14 protein-coding genes are annotated in these 17,990 nt (G+C 74.7%); 8 read left to right on the top strand and 6 right to left on the bottom strand.

Translation table 11 applies throughout. From position 1 onward, the window contains the following. Positions 1-23 precede the first annotated feature (23 nt). Positions 24-278 (bottom strand): WhiB family transcriptional regulator, encoded by a 255-nt coding sequence (locus AOM01_RS08150; RefSeq protein ID WP_062291653.1) that lies wholly within the window; start codon positions 276-278, stop codon positions 24-26. A 174-nt stretch (positions 279-452) separates the two neighbouring features. Between AOM01_RS08150 and AOM01_RS08145 the strand changes: the two genes are divergently transcribed. After that, entirely contained in the window at positions 453-866 is a 414-nt protein-coding gene (locus AOM01_RS08145; protein WP_156155899.1) for a hypothetical protein, read from the top strand. On the opposite strand, the gene AOM01_RS08140 is transcribed toward AOM01_RS08145, so the two are convergent. Continuing rightward, on the bottom strand, positions 852-3,731 hold the full coding sequence (locus AOM01_RS08140) for an FHA domain-containing protein (protein ID WP_062291648.1): 2,880 nt from the start codon (positions 3,729-3,731) through the stop codon (positions 852-854). The two genes, AOM01_RS08145 and AOM01_RS08140, sit on opposite strands and share 15 nt — an antisense overlap. Positions 3,732-3,802: 71 nt before the next feature. After that, positions 3,803-5,920 (bottom strand): hypothetical protein, encoded by a 2,118-nt coding sequence (locus tag AOM01_RS08135; RefSeq protein WP_156155898.1) that lies wholly within the window; start codon positions 5,918-5,920, stop codon positions 3,803-3,805. A gap of 92 nt (positions 5,921-6,012) precedes the next feature. Here AOM01_RS08135 and AOM01_RS08130 point away from each other — a divergent pair, with 92 nt between their 5' ends. Beyond that, on the top strand, positions 6,013-6,690 hold the full coding sequence (locus AOM01_RS08130; protein WP_062291642.1) for a response regulator transcription factor: 678 nt from the start codon (positions 6,013-6,015) through the stop codon (positions 6,688-6,690). A 6-nt stretch (positions 6,691-6,696) separates the two neighbouring features. After that, the gene (locus tag AOM01_RS08125) at positions 6,697-8,010 is read left to right on the top strand and encodes an ATP-binding protein (protein ID WP_062291639.1); all 1,314 of its coding nucleotides are present in this window, start codon (positions 6,697-6,699) and stop codon (positions 8,008-8,010) included. Here AOM01_RS08125 and AOM01_RS08120 read toward each other — a convergent pair whose 3' ends face one another. Next, positions 8,011-8,526, bottom strand: a complete 516-nt coding sequence (locus tag AOM01_RS08120) for a GtrA family protein (RefSeq protein WP_228374254.1) — start codon at positions 8,524-8,526, stop codon at positions 8,011-8,013. A gap of 34 nt (positions 8,527-8,560) precedes the next feature. Between AOM01_RS08120 and AOM01_RS08115 the strand changes: the two genes are divergently transcribed. After that, positions 8,561-9,703, top strand: a complete 1,143-nt coding sequence (locus tag AOM01_RS08115; protein ID WP_062291633.1) for a 5-(carboxyamino)imidazole ribonucleotide synthase — start codon at positions 8,561-8,563, stop codon at positions 9,701-9,703. A gap of 20 nt (positions 9,704-9,723) precedes the next feature. Further along, positions 9,724-10,200: a 5-(carboxyamino)imidazole ribonucleotide mutase gene (gene purE / locus AOM01_RS08110; protein WP_062291867.1), complete on the top strand. Its 477-nt coding sequence runs from the start codon at positions 9,724-9,726 to the stop codon at positions 10,198-10,200. Positions 10,201-10,392: 192 nt separating this feature from the next. Here the strand turns inward: purE and AOM01_RS08105 are convergent, their stop codons facing one another. Both AOM01_RS08105 and AOM01_RS08100 read right to left on the bottom strand, forming a co-directional pair. After that, positions 10,393-11,655 carry an LCP family protein gene (locus tag AOM01_RS08105; RefSeq protein WP_062291631.1) on the bottom strand — a complete coding sequence of 421 codons (1,263 nt, stop codon included), beginning with the start codon at positions 11,653-11,655 and terminating at the stop codon, positions 10,393-10,395. 90 nt (positions 11,656-11,745) lie between these two features. Next, positions 11,746-12,963 (bottom strand): LCP family protein, encoded by a 1,218-nt coding sequence (locus AOM01_RS08100; RefSeq protein ID WP_062291627.1) that lies wholly within the window; start codon positions 12,961-12,963, stop codon positions 11,746-11,748. 269 nt (positions 12,964-13,232) lie between these two features. On the opposite strand from AOM01_RS08100, the gene AOM01_RS08095 reads away from it, so the two are divergent. From AOM01_RS08095 to AOM01_RS08085, 3 genes are read left to right on the top strand one after another with little or no spacing between them, the layout of a single operon-like run. Further along, positions 13,233-13,496, top strand: a complete 264-nt coding sequence (locus AOM01_RS08095; RefSeq protein ID WP_062291865.1) for a WhiB family transcriptional regulator — start codon at positions 13,233-13,235, stop codon at positions 13,494-13,496. A gap of 24 nt (positions 13,497-13,520) precedes the next feature. After that, entirely contained in the window at positions 13,521-16,640 is a 3,120-nt protein-coding gene (locus tag AOM01_RS08090) for a glycosyltransferase (protein WP_082110095.1), read from the top strand. Further along, the gene (locus AOM01_RS08085; RefSeq protein WP_062291621.1) at positions 16,637-17,956 is read left to right on the top strand and encodes a DUF5719 family protein; all 1,320 of its coding nucleotides are present in this window, start codon (positions 16,637-16,639) and stop codon (positions 17,954-17,956) included. The genes AOM01_RS08090 and AOM01_RS08085 overlap by 4 nt, the downstream gene beginning before the upstream one ends. The last annotated feature ends 34 nt before the right edge of the window (positions 17,957-17,990 follow it).

Below are 17,990 nucleotides of genomic sequence, written 5' to 3'. Positions count from 1 at the left end.
GACGGGGCCTCGACGCGGGGGTGCTACTTGGCGGCGCGGCGCGCGCGGGCAGCGCGGCGCTTCAGCGAGCGGCGCTCGTCCTCGGACAGCCCGCCCCAGACACCGGAGTCCTGGTTGTGCTCCATCGCCCACTGCAGGCACGTGTCACGCACGGTGCAGCGCTGGCACACCGTCTTGGCCTTCTCGATCTGCAGGAGGGCCGGGCCGGTGTTGCCGACGGGGAAGAAGAGCTCCGGGTCATCGACTTCGAGGCATGCTGCGCTGGTGCGCCAATCCATGGGGTCTCCTTGGGGGGGGATAGCGGGGGGGGTGTGACGACGCGACGGAGCCCATGGATCACAGGGGGTTCGTCGCTCCGTCGCGTTCAGACTTCCTTAAGATTCGCACAAGTAACGAACATGTTTCAAGAGGTGTTTCCTGTGGGTTCGCTCACAAGGCGGAAAGGGGGCGTCGTGACGGACGCTGACAAGGGGCCGAGGTCCCGGCGCGACGGCGATCCGGAACGGGTCCGCGCGAGGGTGGCGGCCGCGGGCGTGGCGCTCGAGGCGGTCGCGTTGGCCGTCGCCGCGACAGCCTACGGCATCCACGCGTTCTCCCTGCCTGAGCCCGCATTCGCGGCCGGTCTGGCCGCCTTCTGCGGGCTGACCGCGGTGGGCCTGTTCCTGGTGGCTCGGGCGCTCGACCGGGGCGCGCGCTGGGCCGTGAGCGCCGCGCTGACCTGGCAGGCGCTGCAGACCCTTGCAGGCATCAACCTCATGGGGGTGAGCCCGGCGCTCGGGGTGCCTCTCGCGGTCCTGGGGATCGCGGCGGGCATCGCGGTGCTGGTGGCGGGCAGGCCGGCCATGCGGGCGTCACGCGACGGCTGACGTCGCCCGCGCGTCCGGGGGCGGACGCCTCAGCTGCGCGGCCTCGATCCGGTCTCCTCGTCTCACGAGCACCCGGCCGGGTGGCGGCGACGCGTCCGTGAGGCCCGGCGGTGCGAGGATGCCGAGCTCCCGCAGCCGCGCCGGGGCGGGCTCCACGATGATCTCGACCGCTGCTCCCGTAGGGGCCGTCGCGACCGCGGCGCGGATCCCCCACGCCGCGAGCTCCGCGCGCAGGGTATCGCGCGCCGGGCCGGGCGGGCCGACCACGGTGACGCCGTCGCGGGGCAGGCGCAGCGGGCGGGCATCGTCGCCCACCACGCCGACCGCGTCGGCGGGAAGGTCGGGGCCGCACGTCAGCGGTCGTACGAGCTCACGCGTCGGGGGCCGCGGCAGCGGCACGATGCGGCACTCGCCGCTTGCACGGGGCGTCACCGCGACGCCGCGACCGGGAGCCGGTTCGAGGCCCACGAGCGGGAGGGGCACGCCCCACAGCTGCTGCTCGATGCGGTCCAGCCCGGCCAGCACCACGCGGGCGCCGGCCCGAGCCGCCCACCGGGCGCCCCAGCCGGGCCCGCAGGAGAGCGCCACCGGCACCACCCGCGCGACGTCCTCGAGCACCTGCGATGCGCCGCGCAGCAGCGGCTCGAGGCGGCCCGTCACGATGTCGGCGTCGTCGATGAGCAGGGCGGCGGGCCGCTCCGCGGTGGCGGCGAGCGTGAGCGTGCGGACCGCCTCGCGCGGGTCGTCGGGGAGTCGCACCGCGCCGGCGACGGCGGCCGCGACGGCGTCGAGCGCGGTGGACCGGCCCGAGCCGCGCGGTCCCACCACCAGCAGCGGCCCGGCGTCCGGATCCCAGGCGAGCGGCGTCCTGGTGCGTGTCTCCGGCAGGTCGATCCACCCGAAGCCGCCCGCGGGCGCCTCCGTCTCGGGGCCGAGAGCGGGCCACCACAGCGGGTCGGGACGCCCGTGGTCGCGCCACCGTGCCGCCGCCAGGTCCGCCACCGTCCGCCCCGCGGGGAGGACGTGACCCACGCGCCGCACCGGTGGCAGCGGATCCGCGAGCGCCAGCGCCGTCTGCAGCGTGGTGCGTCCGCGTGGCGAGTCGAGGATCGCCCGGCCGGGCACGGCGCCGGGAAGCGCGGCCGCCGCGCCGTCGCCGAGCAGGTCGTGCGACTCCGCGACCGTCGCGGTGCGCAGCGCGAGCACGGCGCCCACGTTGGCGCGGATCTGGGGCGACACCGCCCCCGCAGGTCGCTGCGTCGCCAGCACGAGGTGCACGCCGAGCGACCTGCCCTGCGCGGCGAGGCGTGCGAGCTCCGGCAGCAGGCCGGGATCGAGGGCGCCGAGCTCCTGGAACTCGTCCACCACGACGAGCAGCCGTGCGGGCGCCCCGCCGCCGGCCTCCCATGCCGCCCACGACGGTAGCCGGGCGTCCGCGAGCGCGCTCTTGCGCTCGCGCAGCTCGTGCGCGAGCCCGAGGAGCATGCGCCGCGCGGAGCCGGGTTCGAGGTCGGTGAGGATCCCGCGGACGTGAGGCAGCGACGCGCAGGACGCGAGGCCGGCGCCGCCCTTGAGATCGACCAGCGCCAGACCCAGCGACTCCGGCGGGTGCGCGTGCGCGAGCGCCGCGACGAGCGTCTCGAGCAATGCCGACTTCCCCGCGCCGGTGGTGCCGGCGACCAGCAGATGCGGGCCATCCGCGTCGAGGTCGAGCGTGACGGGGCCGCGCCGGTCGACGCCGAGGCTCACCGCCATCCTGCCCGTCGGAGGGGGCAGGTCGCCCCAGCGGAGCAGCGTCGGCAGGCCCGGCTCGCGCCGTGCCGCCGCGGCGCGGGCGCACGCGTCCGCTGTCGCGCCGGACACCGCCGCGACGTGCCACGCGCGCGAGCGCCCGTCGACCGCGATGGTGGCGCGGTCCGCGTCGATCACGGTGCGGGCCTCCGACGGTGGGGGAAGCCCCTGCGCGAGGATCCGCACCGACCCCGCGGGGAGCCGTTCCTCGCTCCAGCGCGTCCACGGCTCCCCGGGCGCGCCGTCGAGGCCGACGCCCCGCACGAGGGCGAGGGCCCTGGCGACGCCGCGGGAGGCGAGGGCATCACCGACGACGGCGACGGGCAGCGGCACCGTCGCGAGCTCCTCGAGGCCCACAGGGGGCGTGCGGGCATCGCGACGCCCCCGGGCGATCGTCACCGCCGCGATCGCCGCCGGTGCGGCGAGCATCGCCGCGGCGATCGCCCAGCGCCCGGTGGCGGCGCCGATCGCGGCCGCCCCCGCCGCCGCGCCGCCGATCCCCGCGATCGCCGGGGCGAGGCGCGTGTGGGAGGAGCCTCCCCGCGCGGTGGCGGGGGACGGGCGGTCGCCCCCGGCGGCATCGTCCGGCACCCACCGCAGCGCGCTCCCGCCCGCCAGCAGGATGTCGCCGTCGCGCAGGCGCCGGGGCAGCCGCCCGAGGCGCCTGCGGCGGCCCGCGCGCACCAGCACCGTGCCGTTGCGCGAGCCCAGGTCGCGCACGCGGCCGCGGGGGTCGAGCGCGACGTGGCGGCGGCTCAGCGCGGGGTCGTCGAGCGCGGGTGAGCCGTCGCGGCCCACCACCGCGTCCCCGTCGCCCGCCGTGACGGCGGCTCCCGCGTCAGGACCCGCCACCACGCGCAGGTGCGGGCGGCCGTGCGGTGGGGCGTCCCGCCCGGGTGCACCCGTGAGCCGCGCGGCGTCGAGCAGCGGGGCGACGCCCGCCCGGTGATCCGCGTCGAGGCGCGCGGTCCCGCACCACACGGCCGCGCGCGCGTCCACGGCCGCCAGCAGCGCTCCCAGCGGCGTGCCGCGGGTCACCTCGACGTCGCCGACGCCCTCGATGGTGAGGATCATCCGCCCAGGTCATCGCCTCGCGTGCGACCAGTCCAGCGGCCCGGGACGCCCCGGGGATGACGGCGCGCCGGCTAGGGGCTGGTGACCACGGCCCGGCCGTCGGCCTCGACGGGCTCGAGCACGCCGTCCTCCCCGACGATGCCGGCGTACCAGGAGTACGACCGGTCGAAGTAGGTGCGGGGGATGCCCTGGAGCTCGTAGCTCGCCTGCCTCACGGTGGACTGGACCACGGGAGCCGGCTCCGTGGTCCACTCGAACCACTCGGGATTGCGGGTGAGGACCACCGGCGCGGTCTCCCACGCCTCCGCCAGCCGCGCCACCTGGTCGGGCTCGAGCGCCGCGAGAGCGAGGACGGTCGGCTCGTCGCACATCACGCGCAGCGATCCGAAGTGCGAGGACGTGCCCGCGAGGACGATCGGCCGGTCGGGCGCGACCGCGCACAGGTCCTCGAGCTGGGAGTACGCGCCTCCCATCTCGCGCACGAACACGGGCGTCGCGGCGGACACGGGCAGGTCCGAGCCGGGAGCGATCGAGACCCACGTGGTGAGGGGCAGCAGCGCGAAGGCGCCCGCGGCGATGCGCCGCGAGCGGGCCCGCCACGCGGGTCTCACCCGGTCGGAGATCCACCACGCGGCCACGGCCGCCGCGATCGCGAACCCCGGCAGCGTGGCGGGCTCGAAGCGACGGAACGCCCAGAGCTGGTCGGGCACCACCTCGGGGTTCCAGAAGTAGAGGAGAGAGGTGGGAAGCACCGCGCCGAGCAGCAGCGCCCAGCCGGGGCGGCGGCTGATCGCACAGGTGGTCGCGAGCCCGAAGCCGAGGATGCCGAGCAGCACGAGCGGCCACGTGAGGTAGTAGCTGACCCACGCGACGGTGTGCTCGGCGTACGTCCGCGTCGGGTCGATCGGGAGCCCCTGCGCGGACTGGAAGGACTCCACCACCGAGTTGGTGAACTGGTCGACGCTGTTGTCGGTGCCGCGGTGCGCCGTCATCCACAGCGGGCGGGACGCGAGCACCAGCAGCAGCCCCGCCACCGCGGCGCCCGCGCCGATCGCGCCGCGGCGGCCCAGCAGGTCGCGGGCACCGGTGGCGACGCGGTCGCCGCCGCCGATCCACGTGAGCGCCCACAGGCCGAGCGCGACGGCGAGGAGCCCGTAGCCGATCATCAGGGTGACCGCCTGGTCCGCCAGCCGGTCGGCATAACCCTCGCTCCACCGCCACAGCGCCGCGTAGCCGGCGAACAGGAGCGCCGCCTGCACCGCGATCGTGGCGAGGGCGGCGCCGGCGCGGCGAGCGCGCGACCCCGGCACGAGCGCGAGCGCCAGCACCGTCGCCGCGAGCAGGCCGGCCGCGTACGCGGCGCCATCGATGCGGACGAACGACAGCGCCCCGGAGGCGGCCGCGCCGAGAGCGAGGGCACCGCCGTGACGGTCCTCGACGCCGCGCCACAGCCACAGCGCCGCGGCGATCACGAGCACGAGCGTGAGCGGCTCGGTGTAGGCCGCGCGGGAGAGCCCGATGTGCGACACCGAGACCGCGACCGCGGCCGCGGGAGCGAGCGAGGCCAGCGGGCCCAGCATGCGGCGCGCCAGCACGTACACCGCGAGGATCCCGACCGCGCCCACCAGGACGTTGAACATCAGCACGCCCGCGTCGCCCGCGACCCACCCGCCGGTCGCGATGAGCGCCGAGAGCATGCGTGCCCCCTGCGGCTGCACCGCGTCACCCCGCAGGTTCCATGCCTGCGACGCGTCCGCGAGCACGCTGCCGTCGACGCTCGCCGCGTCGATCGCGCCGAGCGACGGGATGTCGGAGTCGGGGTGGTCCACCAGCCACAGCCCCGCGAGCGTGAGGAAGCCCGGGTCTCTGACCACGATGAGGTACTCGGCGTACATGATCGCGTTGACCACCGCCCACGCGCCCGCGCCCACGAGGGCGATGAGCGCGCCCCGGCGGTCCGAGGCGGTCACGCGTGCGGGCGCGGGGACCACGCGCCATGCCAGGGCGATCCCCACGGCGGCGGTCGGGAGCACCGTCCACGGCGTGTGCAGGCCCACGGCCGCCCACAGACCCGCCGCGAGAGCCAGGACGGCGAGCCCGAGGACGATGCGCTCGGGAGCGGTCACGAGCGTCGCCCGAGGGCGGGGAAGGGCCTGGCCGTCGGCCTGGCGGAGGGCGGGTCGCGTCACGGCCACCCAGCGTATCCGCGAGCGTGCCGCGGACCCGCGGGCGCGGCCGGAGGGTTCATTGCAAAGTGCGTGGTCCCGGGTACTGTGTCTGCATGACGCGAATTGTTTTGGTCGAAGATGACCCGACCATTTCAGAACCCTTGACCCGTGCTTTGGGTAGGGAAGGGTACGACGTCGAGTGGCATGGCACCGGCGCGGGCGGGGTCGGGGCTTCCGATGACGCGGACCTGGTGATCCTTGACCTGGGGCTGCCCGACATCGACGGCGTCGACGTCGCCCGCCGCATCCGCGACAAGGGTCTGCAGGTGCCCATCCTCATGCTGACCGCTCGCGCGGACGAGGTCGACCTCGTGGTGGGGCTCGACGCCGGCGCGGACGACTACGTGACCAAGCCGTTCCGTCTCGCGGAGCTGCTCGCCCGCGTGCGCGCCCTGCTGCGCCGCCGGACGGGCAGCGACAGCGGCGCGGACATCGAGGCGGGTGCCGTGCGCATCGACGTCGCGGGCCACCGCGCCTACCTCGACGGCACCGAGCTGCAGCTGAGCGGCAAGGAGTTCGACCTGCTCCAGGTGCTCGTCACCAACGCGGGCTCGGTGGTGTCGCGCGACACGCTCATGCGTGAGGTGTGGGCCGCCGATCCGGGCGCCCCGTCGAAGACCCTGGACATGCACGTGTCGTGGCTGCGCCGCAAGCTCGGCGACGACGCGTCGCAGCCGCACTTCATCACGACGGTGCGGGGCATGGGCTTCCGCTTCGAGAACGGCGACTAGGGAGCCGTGCGCCGTCGCGTCCTCACCGCGACCTTCTCCGCCCTCGCGGTCGCGGTGGTCATGCTCGGCATCCCGCTGGCGGTGGCGGCCGCGCAGATCATGCGCGACGACGCCCTGCAGAACCTCGACACCCGCGCCGCGGTGGCCGCGCGCTCGCTGGACGTGCGCTATCAGAACGGCGAGGCGATCACCGAGCAGAACGTCGCATCGTTCGCCTCCGCCACCCCGGGCGCCCCGGAGTACATCACCGTCGCGCTGCCCGACGGCACCATCCTGACCGCGGGCGAGCAGCCCTCGTCCGCGTACGTGGGCACCGCCCAGACGGACTCCGGGCTGCGCGTGTACGCGTACATCTCCAAGTGGGACGTGTTCTGGCAGGCGGCGCGGATCGTGGGGCTCGTCCTCGCGAGCGGCACCGTCGCGATCGTCGCGGGCGCCGCGATGGCGATCTGGCAGGCCAACCGCCTGTCCGCCCCGCTGGTCTACCTCGCGGCATCCGCCGAGCAGCTGGGCTCCGGCCAGGTGCGACCCCGCCTCGAGAAGACCGGGATCGAGGAGATCGACCTGGTCGCCGACGAGCTCGCACGGTCGGCCGACCGCATGGCCGCGCGCCTCGCGACGGAGCGGCAGTTCGCCGCGGACGCCTCGCATCAGCTCCGGACGCCCCTCACCGCGCTGTCGATGCGTCTCGAGGAGATCTCCGTGCTCACCGACCAGGACGAGGTGCGCGAGGAGGCCGAGCGTTCGCTCGAGCAGGTCGAGCGGCTCGTGGGCGTGGTCGACGAGCTGCTGGGTCGCTCGCGGCGCGCGCTGGGATCGGGGACCGAGCTGGTGATGCTCGACGAGGTGTTCGACCAGCAGCGCGAGGAGTGGGTGGCAGCGTTCGAGCAGGCGGGGCGGCGCATCGCGATCGCTCCCACGGACGCGACCGTGTTCGCCACTCCGGGAGGCCTCGCGCAGGTGCTCGCGACGCTCATCGAGAACTCCCTCAAGCACGGCGGCGGCACCACGCGCGTGTCTGCCCGCGACTCGGGCCAGAACCATGCCGTGGTCATCGAGGTCACCGACGAGGGCGCCGGCGTCCCCGACGATCTCGCCCCCCGCATCTTCGAGCGCGAGGTGACGTCGGGCCGAGGCACGGGGCTGGGCCTCGCGCTCGCCCGCGACCTGGTGACCGCCGACGGCGGCCGTCTCGAGCTCGCGCAGCGCGTGCCTGCCACCTTCGCCGTGTTCCTTCAGGGTGTGCCGCGCATGGTCGGGATCGACGAGATCGTGCCGCACGCCCGCCAGACCGACCGCCGACGGCGGCGCCGGGGCTGACTACCGGCCGTCCCGAGCCTCGCCCGTCGGGCCGTCGTCCGCCCGGGCGACCGCGGCATCGTCCCCCGGCGCCTCGAACACGAGGAGCGAGTACCCGACGTAGCGCGTCACGGTGCCCAGGCCGATGCCGACCAGGGAGAACACGTTGTCCGCGAGCACGCTGGTGAGCCCCCACCAGTGGTGCGACACGTACAGTGTGCCCGCCTCCACCACCAGCGCGGCGCCGTTCACCAGGCCGAACATCACGAGCTCGCGCGCGGGGCGGTGACGGCGGCGCCCGCGGTACGTCCACTCGCGGTGGGCGACCCACGCGAACAGGATCGACACGAGCGTCGCGATGATCTTGGCGGTCACCACGCGGTCGTCGTCGCCCGCGACCTGGGCGTCGGGAGCGAGCGGACCGAGGCGCAGCAGGTTGAAGACGCCGAGGTTCACCACCACGCCCGCGAGGCCCACGATCCCGAAGCGGGTGAGCTCGCCGGCACGCTCGCGCACCCAGCGCAGGAGGACGGTCACGAGGGACGAGCCTAGCCCCCGGTAGTTTGGTGCCATGACCCCGATCGTCGCCGTCATCGGCGGTGGCCAGCTCGCGCGCATGATGGCCGGGCCCGCCACCGCCCTGGGCATCACCCTGCGCGTCCTCGTCGAATCCCACGAGGCCGCGGCCGCCCTGCCCGCCCACCAGACCGTGGTGGGCCTGCCCACCGATCCCGACGCGATCGCGAGCCTGCTCGCGCACCCGCGTCCCGACGCCCTCACCTGGGAGCACGAGCACATCCCCGCGGACGTGTTCGACGCCGCGGCCGCAGCCGGGGTGCCCGCGCGACCGGGTCTCCACGCGCTGCTGTTCGCGCAGGACAAGATCGAGATGCGCACCCGCATGGACGCGCTCGGGCTGCCCAACCCGGCGTGGCGCCACGTCGAGACCGAGGCGGACGTCGAGGACTTCCTCGCCGTCCACGGAGGCGCCGGCGTGCTCAAGACCGCGCGCGGGGGCTACGACGGCAAGGGCGTGCGCGTCATCACGTCGCCCGCGGAGGCCACGGACTGGCTGCGCGCCGCCGCCGACGGCGGCCCGCGCGTGCTGCTCGAGGAGAAGGTGCCCTTCGACCGCGAGCTCGCGGTGCTCGTCGCGCGCCGACCGTCCGGCGAGATGCGCGCCTGGCCCACCGTGGAGTCGATCCAGCGCGCGGGCGTGTGCTCCGAGGTGATCGCGCCCGCACCCGGTCTGCCCGAGGCGCTCGCGGAGGAGGCGTCCCGCATCGCGGAGACCGTCGCCTCGGGGCTCGACGTCACCGGCGTCCTCGCGGTCGAGCTGTTCCTCGCGGGCGACCGCATCCTGGTCAACGAGCTCGCGATGCGTCCGCACAACTCCGGCCACTGGACCATCGACGGCGCGGTCACGAGCCAGTTCGAGCAGCACCTCAGGGCGGTGCTCGACGTGCCGCTGGGCGCGACCGACGCCACCGCCCCGTGGACCGTGATGGCGAACGTGCTCGGCGGGGCGCGCGGCACCCTCACCGATGCGCTCGCCGAGGTGGACGATGCGGGGGCCAAGATCCAGCTGTACGGCAAGGGCGTGCGCGCCGGCCGGAAGGTGGGTCACGTGAACGTGTCCGCGGCCACGCGGGACGAGGCGTACAACCGGGCCGTGACCGCCGCGGCCATCGTGCGAGACGGAGGTGCCGCGTGAGCGTGCCGGTGGGGATCGTGATGGGGTCGGACTCCGACTGGCCGACCATGAAGGCCGCGGGGGAGGCGCTGGACGAGTTCGGCGTCTCCTACGAGAAGGACGTGGTGTCCGCGCACCGCATGCCGGAGCAGATGATCGCGTACGGCCGCGAGGCCGAGTCGCGCGGGCTGTCGGTGATCATCGCCGGCGCGGGTGGTGCCGCGCACCTGCCCGGCATGCTGGCGTCCGTGACGACGCTGCCCGTGATCGGCGTGCCCGTGCCCCTCAAGCACCTCGACGGCATGGACTCGCTGCTGTCGATCGTGCAGATGCCGGCGGGCGTGCCCGTCGCCACCGTGTCGATCGGCGGGGCGCGCAACGCCGGCCTCCTGGCGGCCCGGATCCTGGGTGCCGGCGCGGGCGACGAGGCCGCCGCGCTGCGCGAGCGGATGCGGGCCTTCCAGGAGGAGCTGCGCGACCTGGCCTACGCCAAGGGAGAGGCGCTGCGCCGGGCGTAGCCAGCCAGGGCATCGTCCGCCGCGGGCCCGCGGCCCGGTGGGGCTCAGCGGGGCTCGACGCCGTCCGCTGCAGGACCCCGGATCCGGCGATCCTGCATACGGGTCGCCGCGACCCGTATGCAGGATTGTTGAACGGCCGGTCCCGCATGCAGGACCAGCCACCGTCAGGCGGCGCGACGCCGCGGGCCCGCGTCAGCCGATGACGCAGTCCGCGAGGATCTCGTCCTGCGTCTCGCGGTCGGGCGTGGCGGACACGCTCGGCGACGGGCTCGCGGAGGAGTTCTTCTTCTTGTTCTTCTTGGTCCCGGTGCCCTCGTCCGTCGAGGTGACGGTCTCGGGCTCGAGGAGCGCCTGGAGCGACTCGTCGTTCTCGAGCGCGTCGAAGGCCGCGGTCGCGTCGGGTTCCGTCCACAGCACGTCGCCGCTCGAGTCGCCCGCGTACTGCCACGGCACGGTCGCCATGTACAGGTTGTCGGTGTCGAAGTTGCGCAGGCTCCACGCGAGGCCGAGCAGGTAGCGCGAGTCGGCGAGGTCGGGGTCCATCGTCATCGACTTCGCGAGCGCGTTGATGAACGCGGTGCCCTTCTTGGCGTCCGTCAGGAGGTTGAGGCCGAGCGCCTTGCGCGCCATGTTGGTGAGCAGCTCCTGCTGGCGCTCGATGCGCATGAGGTCGGTGCCGTCGCCCAGGCCGTAGCCGGTGCGCGCGCGGGCCCACGCGAGCGCCGTGGTGCCGTCGAGCACCTGCGCACCCGCCTCGAGGTCGAGGTGCGCCTTGGGGGAGTACACGTCCTGGGTGATGCACATGGGCACGCCGTCGAGGGCGTCGACCATGTCGACGAAGCCGGAGAAGTCGATCACGGCGTAGTGGTCGATCATGAGCCCGGTGAGGTCGTAGAGGGTGGTCGCGACGCACGCGGCGGCCTCGGCGACGTTGCCGTTCTGGCCGCCGTTCGAGAACGCGATGTTGAACTTGCCGGTCCAGCCGTAGACCGTGGAGCCGTCGAGCATCTTGCAGTCGGAGATCGCGACGCGCGAGTCGCGGGGGACGGACAGCGTCTCGATGCGCTGCCGATCCGCGGAGATGTGCAGGATCATCGTGGTGTCGTTGCGCATGCCGCCCACGTCGCCCTTGCCGAGCTCCTGGTTGTCCTCGCCGGTGCGTGTGTCCGAGCCCAGCAGCAGGATGTTGAGCGCCTTGCCCGCGGACAGGTCCTCCGGGTCCGTCGACGTCGGCGACGGCTCGGCGGACGGGGTGACGGACGGCAGCAGCGCGGAGATGTCCTGCTTGTCGAACTGGTCGTCGGCCAGGTTGAGGCTGGTCTCGACGAACACGAGACCGAAGCCGGCGATGGCCGCGATGACGCCGAGCACGGCGGCGAGCAGGCGGTGCGTGGGGACGCGGGTCGCGTGGCGGATGCGTCCGCGGCGGCGGTGGTCCGAGACCTCGACGGTCATTCATGCTCCTGGGCTCGGCGTGCGCGCACGCGTGGGAGGGATGGCTGGCGACTCAACGTGCACCCCTGCCCGAGAGTTCCGGCACGCGGGTCACCGACATTCCTGCAGGAGGTCCTCGGTGGTGGTGTCGGCGGACTCGCTGGACGTCGCCGAGGATGACGGCTTGGCGGAGGAGGTGTCCTTCTTGCCGTCGTCCCAGGCGGAGCTCGCGTCGTCCGATTCGGTCACGGAGATCGGTTGGTCGTCGCGGATATCGTCCCACATGTCCTCGGCGGCGGGCAGGAGCTCCACGTTGAGGAAGTCCTCGGTGTACTCCCACGGCACCGTCGCGAACGTGATGTCGTCCGTGCCCAGTCCGCGCAGGCTGTACGCCAGCCCGAGCAGGTACGACGTGTCCGCGAGCTCCTTGTCCATGGTGAGCGACTCGGCCATCGCGCGGAGGAACCGTGTGAGTTCGCCCACGTCGGTCAGGATGTTCTTGGACAGCACCGTCTCCGCGACCTGCTCGAGCAGCTGCTGCTGGCGCGTGATGCGCTGCAGGTCGGAGCCCGAGACGTCCCCCTCCTCGGCGGTGCGTAGCCGTGCGTACGCGAGCGCGGTCTCGCCGTCGAGGACCTGGGGGCCCGCCTCGAGCTCGAGGTGGGCCTTGTCGGACACGATCCGCTCGGTGATGCACATGGGCACCCCGCCGAGCGCGTCCACCATGTCGATGAAGCCGGTGAAGTCCACCACGGCGTAGTGGTCGATCCTCACCCCCGACATCAGCTCGACCGTCTTGATGGTGCAGGCCGCGGCCTCCGCGGCGTTGCCGTTGAGCCCGCCGTTGGAGAAGGCGGTGTTGAAGTCGCCGTAGCCGCCCGCGATGGTGCTGCCGTCCCGGTACGTGCATTCGGGGATCTCGACCTGCGCGTCGCGCGGGATCGACACCACCTCGATGCGCGTCCGGTCGCCCGAGACGTGCGCGAGCATCGTGGTGTCGTTGCGCATGCCGCCGATGTCCGCGCCGCCGCCCACGGTGCCGTTGTCGCCGTCGCGCACGTCCGAGCCCATGAGCAGGATGTTGAGCGGCTCGCCGGCGTCCGGGTCCGCGGGGGTGGGCTTCTCGGGGCGCGCGGTCTCCTCGCCCACGAGGTCGTCCACGTCCTGCGCGTTCGCACGGAGCGTGCCGGTGACCTGGTCGGCGACGGTGGCGGAGAAGACCAGAGCGAACCCGGCGACGGCTGCGGCGGCGCTCGCGGCGATCATGCCGATCCGGCGCGCGAGCGCGGGCCGGGAGTGGCGCGGCACCACCGCGGCGGTCTCGGCCATCCTGCCCCCTCCCGTTGCCTCGCAGTGTAGGGGCGGGCACGGGGGGACGATGCGCGGCGCACCCGCCGCGACGCGTCGCCGGGCGTGTCGCGGGGGTGAGGAATTGCATACGCCGAATATCACGATTCGACTTGACTCGGACGGATTACACGACTGTAATTCCATGTGACGGGGGGCGCGAAGACCCCTCATCGCGATCGGAGGAGGGGCCCGTGTGGAATATCTACGACGGCACAGTGCCTTCTGACGCAGGTAAGCCCGCCTCGACGCTGGCGTCGGTGGTGGACATCTTCAGCGAGGTCGAGGACGACGGCCCGCTGGCATGGCAGGAGCGAGCGCTCTGTGCCCAGACCGACCCCGAGGCGTTCTTCCCTGAGAAGGGTGGTTCGACGCGCGAGGCCAAGAAGGTGTGCGCGTCGTGCGACGTGCGCTCCGAGTGCCTCGACTACGCGTTGGCCAACGACGAGCGTTTCGGGATCTGGGGTGGGTTGTCGGAGCGCGAGCGCCGCAAGCTCAAGCGGCGAGCGGTCTAGCCGGATCACCTGCGTGGGAGCCCGATGAGTCCTGCGCGCCCGCGGGTGCGCGCGATCGTGGTCTCGGACGGTCGCTCGGAGCGCCTGCCCGAGGTGCTCGGCGCGGTCGCCGAGCAGACCGTGGCGCCCGACTCGCTTCACGTGGTGCTCCCGGCAGGCGCGGGGAGGCCCGACGTGCCGGACGGGCTCGCGGTCGAGTGGCACGAGGGCTCCCGCACGTACTCCCAGGGCGTGGACGAGGTGCTCGCCGCGCACCCGGCCGAGGACGCCGAGCTGCTGTGGCTGCTCCACGATGACACCGCCCCGCTGCCGCCGGTCCTCGCGCAGCTGGTGGCGACAGCGAAGAAGCGCACCGCCGCCGGGGTGGTGGCGCCCGCGCACGTCCGCTGGGACGACGTCAGCCGCCTGGTGAGCCTGGGCGTCACCACGACGCGGGTCGGCGCGCGCCGCATCGACCTGGTCGACGAGGACGACATCAACCAGGGCCAGTACGACGAGCGCGAGGACGTGCTCGCCGCCTCGCTCGCGGGCGCGCTGGTGCGGCGCGACGTCTGGGAGCAGGTCGGGGGCCTCGAGCCCGCCTACCGCGGCTTCGGCGACAGCCTGCACTTCTGCCGTCGCGCGTGGCGTGCGGGACACGACGTGGTGATCGTGCCTGTCGCGCGGGTGCGGCATGCGCAGGACGGCCTGCGCGGCGTGCGGACGGGCTCCGCGCGCGGTGCGGACTCGACCTATGGCGCGCGCCGCACGGGCGAATGGGTCCACGCGGTCGCGTGGGCGCCCGCGCTCGCGATCCCGCTGCTGGTGGTCTGGTCCTTCCTCTCCGCCGCCACGCGCGCGGTGCTGCGCATCGCGCAGAACGAGTCGCGCATGGTCGGTGCCGATCTCGCGGTGCCGTGGCGCCTGCTCGGGCGCCTGCCGCGGGTCCCGGCCGTGCGGGCGCGCATCCGGCGAGGCTCGACGCGCCCGCGCGCGGCCGTCGCGCCGTTCCTCGTGGGCACCCGGACGGTGCTGTCGACCATCCGCTCGCGGGAGCTGCGGGCCTACGACCGCTGGCGCGCGCAGTCCGCTCCCTCCGACGTGGTGCGCGCCGAGCTCGCGGACGCGGCCGCGCGGCGCCGCGCGGGCGCCGCGGTCGTGACCGTGCTCGCGGTCGCGGCCTCGATCGCGCTCCATGGGACGTGGCTCACCGCCCTCACGTCGGGGCGCATGCTCGCCGGCGAGGCGCTCGGCGTCACGGACACGCCGCTGTCCGAGCTGTGGGAGCGGACGTGGTCCGGGTGGAGCGCCACCGGATTCGGGTCCGCGGCCCTCGACGGCGCCTTCGGCGCGCTGCTGCTCCCGGCCGCCGTGCTGCCGGGCGGCGCCCGCGTCTGGATCGGATTGCTGCTCGCGCTCGGCGTCGCGCTCGCCGCGGTGTCGGCCTGGTTCGCCCTGGGCGCCGCCACGCGCTCCGTGTGGGCGCGCGGCCTCGGGGCGCTCGCGTACGGGCTGTGGCCGCTGCACCTCCAGGCGATCTCCGACGGACGGGTCGGACCCGTGATCGCGCACGTCATGCTGCCGTGGTTCGCGATGGGGCTCGCGCGCGCCGCGGGATGGCACCGCGGCGAGGCGGTCGGCGGCGGCGAGGAGTTCCCCGCCCGCCGGCTCCCGTCCCCGAGCGCCGCCATGGGCGCGGCCTTCTCCCTCGCGATCATCGCCGCGGCGACGCCCGTGCTCCTGCCGCCCCTCGTGGTCGTCGTGGCCGTCGCCGGCGCCTTCGCCGGCCGCGCGCGCTGGCGCGTGTGGACCGCCGCGCTGCCCGCGCTGGTGGTGTCGGGTCCCGGCCTGGTGGCGGCCTGGCAGGCGGGGTTCACGCGGGACGCGTGGGCGATCCTCGCGCGCGAGAACGGTCCCGCGCTCGCCTCCGGTGCCGTCGAGCCCTGGCGACTCGTGCTCGGCCTCACCGATCACTCGCGCGGTGCTCCCGGGCTGCCCGGCGTGCCCGGCACGGTCGTGGTGGGTGCGATCGGCCTCGGCCTCGTCCTGGCGGTGGTGGTCGCGGTGGCCTCCGGACGCACGCCGCGCGCCGTGGCCGCCGGCCTGCTCGTCGCGGCCCTCGGGGTCGGCACCGCGGCCGCAGCCCAGGCCACCGTGGTGGTCCCGGCGGCCGGATACGGCGAGGCGGCTGCGAACGGTTTCGCCGGACCCGGCACGTCCCTCGTCGCCGCCGGCCTCATCGGCGCCGCCGCCGCGGCATCGTCCGGCCTCTGGCTCGCCGGCGAGGGCCGCACCCGCTCCGCCATCCGCCTGGTCGCCCCCATCGCCGTCACCCTCATGGCGGGCGTGATCGTCGCGACCGTCGTGGTCGAGGCCTGGCCCGGCCGCGCCGAGCGCGGCGACGTGCACCCGGCCTCGACCGAGGCGCTGCCGCTGGTGGCGAACCTCGAGCAGAGGCTCGAGACGCGCCAACGCGTGCTGGTGCTCACGGACACGGAGGACGGCGTGGACTACACGGTGCTCGAGGGCGACGGCACCACGGTGGTCACGGGGCGCGCGCAGACGGACGCGGACGGCGTCCCGCTCGTGCGCTCCGGCACGTCGCCCGTCACCACGGACGCGCTCGCGGAGACGGTCGCGACCCTCGCGGGCGCCGGAGCCGGCGCCGACCGGCAGCTGGCCGACTGGGGCATCGGCGTCGTCGTCGCGGCGCCCGGCTCCGACATGATCGCGAGCTCCCTGTCCCAGCTGCCCGTGCTCCGGCTCATCGGCGCGAGCGACGTGGGCACCAGCTATCGCGTCTCGCGCCCCGACTCCGACGTGCCCGTGTCGCGCGCCTGGGTCGAGGGCGACGGCGGCGTCACCGCGCTCGACTCCGACTCCTGGTCCGGCGCCGGGTCCGTCGCGGGCGGCGGCACCCTGGTCATCGCGGCGGACGCGGACCCGTCCTGGACCGCGACGGCCGACGGCGTCGCGCTCGCACCGGTGGACGATGCCGCGGGCCGGGCCGCGTTCGAGGTCCCGGAGGGCGCGGAGCGGGTGGCGTACCGCTACGACGACTTCTCCTACCGTGCATGGTGGTGGGCGTCCGCGGTGCTCGTCGCCTGGGCGATGGTCGGGATGGTGCCCCTCCATGACCGGCGCTACCTGGCGGTGCGCGGATGATCCGGCGGCTGGTGGTGCTCGGCGCGGCGACGGTCGCGGTGCTCGCGGTGGTCGCGTCCGCGCGGATCCCGGTCGAGGAGACCGCGGTCGCGCCGGCCTTCGACGGCGAGGTGACCCCGGCCGTCCAGCCCCTCGCGTGCCCCGGGCCGGTCGACATCCCGGTGGGGGACATCGACTCGGGGGATCCGGACCTCGGGTCCGGCTCGGAGGATCAGACGTATCAGGCGCTCGGCGACGGCAGCGAGCCCGCGGGAGCGGGCTTCCTCGCGACCGGTGAGGCGGCCGCCTCGGTCGAGCGCGTCGGCTCGGGAGATGTCGCCGGGCTGTCCGCCGCGACGTGCCTGGATCCCGCGCGTGACCAGTGGCTCGTGGGCGGATCCACCGCCCTGGGCGCGAGCGCCCGCCTGGTGCTCACCAACCCCTCGGACGCCTCGACCGAGGCGACCGTCACGCTGTACGGCGGCGTCGGGGAGCTCGACGAGCATGCCGTGGTCTCCATCGCGCCGGGCGGACAGCAGGACCTGCTGCTCGAGGCCGTGGCCGCGGAGGTGCCCGCCCTCGCGGTCCGCGTGGTCGCCACCGGCGCCGGCGTGGTCGCGCACCTGCAGGACTCGCGGCTCGACGGCTTCCAACCGGCCGGGACCGACTGGGTCGGGCGCGGCGCGCTGCCGTCGACACGCCTGGTGGTGCCCGGGATCGGCGCGCCGGAGGGCGCCACCACCACGCTGCGCCTGCTGGCGCCCGACGGCGCGACGGTCGACCTCGCGCTCGCGGGCGACGAGGGCCTGGTGACATGGGGCGGCGTCTCCGGCCTCACCCTCGACCCCGGCGTGGTGACCGAGGTCGAGGTGCCCGCGATCGCGTCCGGCGCGATCGAGGTGCGGGCCGACGCCCCCGTGGTCGCGGGGGCCATGCGGAGCGTGCCGCGCGAGGTGGTCGACGGGCCCGCCGATGCGGTCGCCAGCGACCTGGTGTGGCTGCCCGCGCAGGACGTCACCGACGGCATGCCTCGCAGCGTCATGGTGGCGGACCACGTCGTCGCGGCCACCGTCCACGCGGAGTCCGCCGGCGAGTTCGTGCTGACGGACCAGACCGGGGGCGTCGTCGCCTCGGCGACGCTCGCGGCACGGTCCACCACCACCCTCGACGTGACCGTCCCCGCGGGCACGGTCCTCACCGGCAGCGCCGGCTTCACGTGGAGCCTCGCGCTCGCGGACGATCCCGGCTTCGTCGCCGCGCTCTCGCCCCGGCGCACGGACATCGTGTCGACCCCGGTGACGGTGGGCCAGCGGCCCTACGCGGGGCCCGTGTCGTGACGGACTGACGCCCGCGCGCGTGCGCGTGGCGCCG

It is taken from the genome of Demequina phytophila, assembly GCF_000971135.1.
GTDB lineage: Bacteria > Actinomycetota > Actinomycetes > Actinomycetales > Demequinaceae > Demequina > Demequina phytophila.
The sequence above is the reverse complement of the archived record's forward strand: the minus strand, read 5'-3'. Positions and strand labels throughout refer to the sequence as shown.

What these genes read in the sequence shown, in the direction of transcription:
- AOM01_RS08150 (WP_062291653.1), bottom strand. Translation starts at nt 278, where the DNA reads ATGGATTGGCGCACCAGCGCAGCATGCCTCGAAGTCGATGACCCGGAG.
- AOM01_RS08140 (WP_062291648.1), bottom strand. Translation starts at nt 3,731, where the DNA reads ATGATCCTCACCATCGAGGGCGTCGGCGACGTCGAGGTGACCCGCGGC.
- AOM01_RS08130 (WP_062291642.1), top strand. Translation starts at nt 6,013, where the DNA reads ATGACGCGAATTGTTTTGGTCGAAGATGACCCGACCATTTCAGAACCC.
- AOM01_RS08115 (WP_062291633.1), top strand. Translation starts at nt 8,561, where the DNA reads ATGACCCCGATCGTCGCCGTCATCGGCGGTGGCCAGCTCGCGCGCATG.
- purE (WP_062291867.1), top strand. Translation starts at nt 9,724, where the DNA reads ATGGGGTCGGACTCCGACTGGCCGACCATGAAGGCCGCGGGGGAGGCG.
- AOM01_RS08105 (WP_062291631.1), bottom strand. Translation starts at nt 11,655, where the DNA reads ATGACCGTCGAGGTCTCGGACCACCGCCGCCGCGGACGCATCCGCCAC.
- AOM01_RS08100 (WP_062291627.1), bottom strand. Translation starts at nt 12,963, where the DNA reads ATGGCCGAGACCGCCGCGGTGGTGCCGCGCCACTCCCGGCCCGCGCTC.
- AOM01_RS08090 (WP_082110095.1), top strand. Translation starts at nt 13,521, where the DNA reads ATGAGTCCTGCGCGCCCGCGGGTGCGCGCGATCGTGGTCTCGGACGGT.
- AOM01_RS08085 (WP_062291621.1), top strand. Translation starts at nt 16,637, where the DNA reads ATGATCCGGCGGCTGGTGGTGCTCGGCGCGGCGACGGTCGCGGTGCTC.